General features: G+C 64.4%; 4 protein-coding genes. 2 read left to right on the top strand and 2 right to left on the bottom strand.

Features of this window, described 5'->3' with window-relative positions:
• Positions 1-246, top strand: a 246-nt coding sequence (locus SX243_25110; protein MDY7096269.1) for a hypothetical protein, incomplete at its 5' end; no start/stop codon positions are given.
• A gap of 110 nt (positions 247-356) precedes the next feature.
• Here the strand turns inward: SX243_25110 and SX243_25105 are convergent.
• Positions 357-1,439, bottom strand: coding sequence for a hypothetical protein (locus SX243_25105; protein ID MDY7096268.1), 1,083 nt, complete (start codon positions 1,437-1,439; stop codon positions 357-359).
• A 395-nt stretch (positions 1,440-1,834) separates the two neighbouring features.
• Here SX243_25105 and SX243_25100 point away from each other — a divergent pair, with 395 nt between their 5' ends.
• Positions 1,835-4,483, top strand: coding sequence for a DUF3516 domain-containing protein (locus SX243_25100; protein ID MDY7096267.1), 2,649 nt, complete (start codon positions 1,835-1,837; stop codon positions 4,481-4,483).
• On the opposite strand, the gene SX243_25095 is transcribed toward SX243_25100, so the two are convergent.
• Positions 4,480-4,954, bottom strand: a 475-nt coding sequence (locus SX243_25095) for a hypothetical protein (GenBank protein MDY7096266.1), incomplete at its 5' end; no start/stop codon positions are given. The genes SX243_25100 and SX243_25095 overlap by 4 nt on opposite strands.

The raw sequence follows: 4,954 nt of genomic DNA, 5'->3' as shown, positions 1-4,954 counted from the left end.
GTGATCTTCAAACGGGCCCAGGGAGAAGGCCGCATCCAGCGCATCGAAGGCCTCGAGTCCCTGCTCTCACGGATCGGGCCCCACGTGGTCTGCGTCGACCTGCTGCCGCTGGGCCATCCCCGGCGCAACTGGAAACAGACCCTGCTCTCCGACGGCTACCTGATGATCCGCCACCCCAATCTCGAGGCCGCCTGCGAGATCGCCGACCGCGTCGGCACCGACCTGCAGATCTACGCCGCTCCCTGATTCCTCACGGCACACAAAAACCCGCCCGTCCCTCAACATCGAGGGGGCGGGCGGGCTTCTGCTGACGGTGTCTTTAGCTGACGGTGAGGTCAGCCGATGGTGTCATCCGCTCAGGGACAGGTGAGGAAAGCGCCGGTGTCCTGGATCGGCTGGAACGGCGTACGCAGCGGGTTGGTGTAATTCCGCACGTCCCCGGTCTCCGTATCCTCCACCCGGATCATCACCTCGACGTTGGTCAAGCCGCCAGCGAAAACCCAATAGTGGTTGTTCACCGGGCAGCCATCGAGCACCTTGAGCACCATCTCGACGTTGTCCGCGTTGAAGAACCAGAAATAACCGGTGTCGTCGGTGAGCTGCACTGCCTGGGCTTCGCCCATCTGGCCGGCAGGAGTACGGAAGTCGCCGGTCACCTGGAAGCGGCTATCGTTCAGGCAGAGAGTGACGGAGTCCGGCACACAATCCCCGCCACCACCGGTGCCGGCGCCATCGTCGAGGGTCAGGCGGTACATCATGGCGGTGTAATTGGCGTCTCCCGCCGGCGGCGTATTCCACACGCCGTCCTGATTCACCTGCGAGTACGCCGGCTGCACCGACGACCGGTCCCAATCGGAGCAGACGAAGAAATCCTGCTCGGAGGAAGGATCCCAGCCCACACCGGCGTAGACGGTCTGGTTGGGCAGCATCAGGTCGAAGGGGGAGAGATCGAAGAGGTAGTAGGTGCCGGCCAGGTCGAGGCTGACGTCCTCGGCGGTGGCCAGGAAGCCATCGATGAAAGTGCCTGGGGCGCCACCGGGGCCGTCGGCGGCCCAGAAATTGATCTCGAAGTCGATATCCGGATCCGAGCCCAGCCGCGAGAAGCAGACCTCGAACTCCTCCACCGAGAGGTTCGAAGCGCCGAGGTCGAAGCGCATCACATTGTCGTAGAAGGTGGCGGTGTTGGCGACGCCATAGCCGTTGTCCGCCTCACCGTCGTCGTATTGGATGGTGAAGAGGGCCTTGTTGTCGAAGGAGCGGGTCACCGCCGGGCCGAGGACCTTGCCGAGATTCTGCACCGGCGCCACACCGTCGGTGGAGACGCGGCTGACCTCTTGAGCGGACAGCGAAGCCACCGGCAAACAGACCGCGGCCACCATGGCCAATACCAGGAATAAGATTGGAAATCGAAGGTTCTTCGAAAGATTGGGGGCTGTCATGACGCTCCTCCTTGCGGCCTCGCCGCGCTGATTGCTGGAATTGGGCTGATTGCTGGAATTGGACTGCCTTGATTCTTCGTTCGAATTCGAAAAGAAACCATGAGAGATGATTCTCATGGTATCGCGAATGGTCGATACGCGTCGGGACTGCACGATCCCGGGCTTTACTCTGCCCTTGAAGGTGCAAGGCTCACGCCAGCTCCGCCGCCACCGTCCAAGAATGCGGCAACCGTCGAGCTATCAGCCCGTGGTGAAAGTCAGACGCCGGGCCGAGTGCGTTAGAGTGACCCTGCGTTCGCGCAAGCTCTCGCGATGACGGGGGCGTCAAGTTCTTCCCTCGTCCACCCTCAGTTTGTCAAAGCACTCTGTAAAAGCTCCAGTAGAAAGCATCCACCGTGACCCAGACCTCTACCTCCGCCGCTCCCGGCGACCAGCCCGTCACTGACGATCCCATCCTCGAGCCCGGCGAGGCCCCCGTTTCCCGGCCACGCCTGGCCGACCGCATCCCCGAGGGCGGGGTCAGCGATCCCGACGAGATCCTCGACCTCTTCCTCGGCTGGGTGCTGGACATCGGCTTCGAGCTCTATCCGGCCCAGGAAGAAGCGCTGCTGGAGATCATGGCCGGGCGCCATGTAGTGCTCAACACCCCCACCGGCTCGGGCAAATCCCTGGTCGCCCTGGGCATGCACTTCAAGGCCCTGTGCGAGGGCAAGCGCTCCTTCTACACCTCCCCCATCAAGGCCCTGGCGAGCGAGAAGTTCTTCGCCCTGTGCGACGAGTTGGGAGCGGAGAACGTCGCCATGCTCACCGGCGACGCCAGCATCAACTCCAAGGCGCTGGTGGTCTGCTGCACCGCCGAGGTGCTCTCCAACATGGCCCTGCGCCAGGGCCGTAGCCTCGACGCTCCCTACGTCATCATGGACGAGTTCCACTACTACTCGGACCGCGACCGGGGCGTCGCCTGGCAGGTGCCCCTGGTGACCCTGCCGAGCACCAAATTCCTCCTCATGTCCGCCACCCTCGGCGACACCAGCAGTATCGAGGAAAAGCTGGAGGAGCGGACCCGCACCCAGGTGGCGGCGGTGCGCTCGGTGGAGCGGCCGGTGCCGCTGGACTTCGAATACCGCAAGACCCCCCTCCACGAGACCGTCCAGGATCTCCTCGACGACGGCCGCGCCCCCATCTACATCGTCAACTTCACCCAGCGCGACTGCGCCGAGCTGGCCCAAAGCCTGGTGAGCATCAACCCGTGCTCCAAGCCCGAGCGCCAGGCCATCCGCGACGCCATCCAGGACTTCCGTTTCGACACCGCCTACGGCAAAGAGATGCGCCGCTTCCTCACCTTCGGCATCGGCGTGCACCACGCCGGCCTGCTGCCCAAGTACCGGCTGCTGGTGGAACAACTCTCCCAGCAGGGCCTGCTCAAGGTCATCGCCGGCACCGACACCCTGGGCGTCGGGGTCAACATCCCCATCCGCACCGTGCTCTTCACCAAGCTGTGCAAATACGACGGCACCAAGGACAAAATCCTCTCCGTCCGCGAGTTCAAACAGATCGCCGGCCGCGCCGGCCGCAAGGGCTTCGACGACCACGGCAGCGTGGTGGTCCAGGCGCCGGAGCACGTGATCGAGAACATCCGCAACAAGCGCAAGGCCGCCGGTTCCGGGAACAAGAAGAAGTACAAGAAAAAGCAGCCGCCGACCCGCGGCTACGTGCACTGGGACAAAAAGACCTTCGAGCGCCTCATCTCCAACCCGCCGGAAACCTTGAAGAGCCGCTTCCGCATCACCCACGGCATGGTGGTCAACCTCCTCCAGCAGGACGCCGAGGTCGACAACCTGTCGGACAACTTCGCCTCCCTCCGCGACCTCATCGCCCACTGCCACGAGGCGGACCCGGTGAAGGACCGCCTGCTCTCCGAGGCCGCCCTGCTGGTGCGCTCCCTCTACCGTGCCGACGTCATCACCACGGTCAAAGACACCAAAACCGCCTACCGCTGGGTGGTGGTCAACGAGGATCTGCAGTGGGACTTCTCCCTCTTCCACACCCTCGCCCTGTACCTGGTGGAGGTCCTGGACGTCCTCGATCAAGAAAGCCCGGACTACGCCCTCGACCTGCTGACGGTGGTGGAATCGATCCTCGAAACCCCCTATGCCATCGTCCGCCAGCAAACCGAGCGCGCCAAGACCGACGCCCTCAACCAGATGAAGGCCGACGGCCTGCACTACGAGGAACGCATCGAGCGCCTGCAGGAGATCACCCACCCGCAGCCCAACGCCGACTTCCTCTACTCCACTTTCGACGTTTTCCGGGAAGCCCACCCGTGGGTGCGCGGCGCCCAGGTCAACCCCAAATCCATCGGCCGGGAGATCTTCGAGCACTACATGAGCTTCGGCAACTTCGTCCGCCGCTACAAGCTCAAGCGCTCCGAGGGCCTGGTGCTGCGCTACCTCAGCCAGCTGTACAAAACCCTCGCCCAGACGGTGCCCATGAACGTCAAGACCGACCCCATCTATGACATGGAAGCCTACTTCCGCTCGATGGTGGAGCGGGTGGACAACAGCCTGTTGGAGGAATGGGAAAGCCTCATCCACCCCGAGCTGCAAATCCAGCAGACCGAGGACCGCGAGGCCAACCAGCGCAAGATCCGCTATCTGGAGCTGCTGCACGACGAAAAGACCTTCGCCGCGCGAGTCCGCGCCGAGCTCCACCAGCTGGTGCGCGAGCTCGCCGCCGGCCATTGGGAGGAAGCCGCCGCCTACGTGCGCAAGCCGGAGGATATGCCGGATCCGTGGACGCCGGAGCGCCTGGAAGAAGCCCTCGCTCCCTTCCTGGCAGAGTACGGCGAGCTCGTCTTCTCCCCCGAAGCCCGCCGCCACCGCCACACCACCATCCGTAAAACCGCCGACCGCACCTGGGCCGTCACCCAGGTCCTCCTAGACCCCGAAGGCGACAACCTCTGGCACCTAGCCGCCACCATCCACCTCCCGGGCCCGGAGGCGCTGGATCAGCCGTTGTTGCAGTTGGAGCGGGTGGGGACTTAGGGGTTCGCCTTCCCCACTAAGAACCCCGGCGGCTCGACTTTCTCACCGGCAAGCGCAGCCCGGACCTTCTCCGGGCTGTGGAGCTTGTCTACCAGCCCTGCCATGGGCAAGACTTGCCAGCCGCGGCTGGCAGTAGCACCTGGGCGACCAACCCACAGACGGAGCAAGCGGCGGAGGGATTCGGGGTCGGGGTTCTCACCAACCCGGAACCACCCGCCGGCCACCGCCGCCAGCGCCACCTGTCCAAGGGAAGAGAAGAGCGCGAGCTCCTCACCACTCGCCGCATCCCACACCCGAACCGACCCATCCTCGCTCCCCGAAGCCAACTCCTCGCCTCCCGGCGACCAACACACCGACAAGACACGACCGCCCGAACCACTCAACACACGACGCTCCTCACCACTCGCCGCATCCCACACCCGAACCGACCCATCCTCGCTCCCCGAAGCCAACTCCTCGCCTCCCGGCGAC

The sequence above is a fragment of the Acidobacteriota bacterium genome (assembly GCA_034211275.1).
Taxonomy (GTDB): Bacteria; Acidobacteriota; Thermoanaerobaculia; order Multivoradales; family JAHZIX01; genus JAGQSE01.
The sequence above is the reverse complement of the archived record's forward strand: the minus strand, read 5'-3'. Positions and strand labels throughout refer to the sequence as shown.

Coding starts and splice junctions, on each gene's coding strand:
- SX243_25105 (MDY7096268.1), bottom strand. CDS start 1,439: ATGACAGCCCCCAATCTTTCGAAGAACCTTCGATTTCCAATCTTATTC.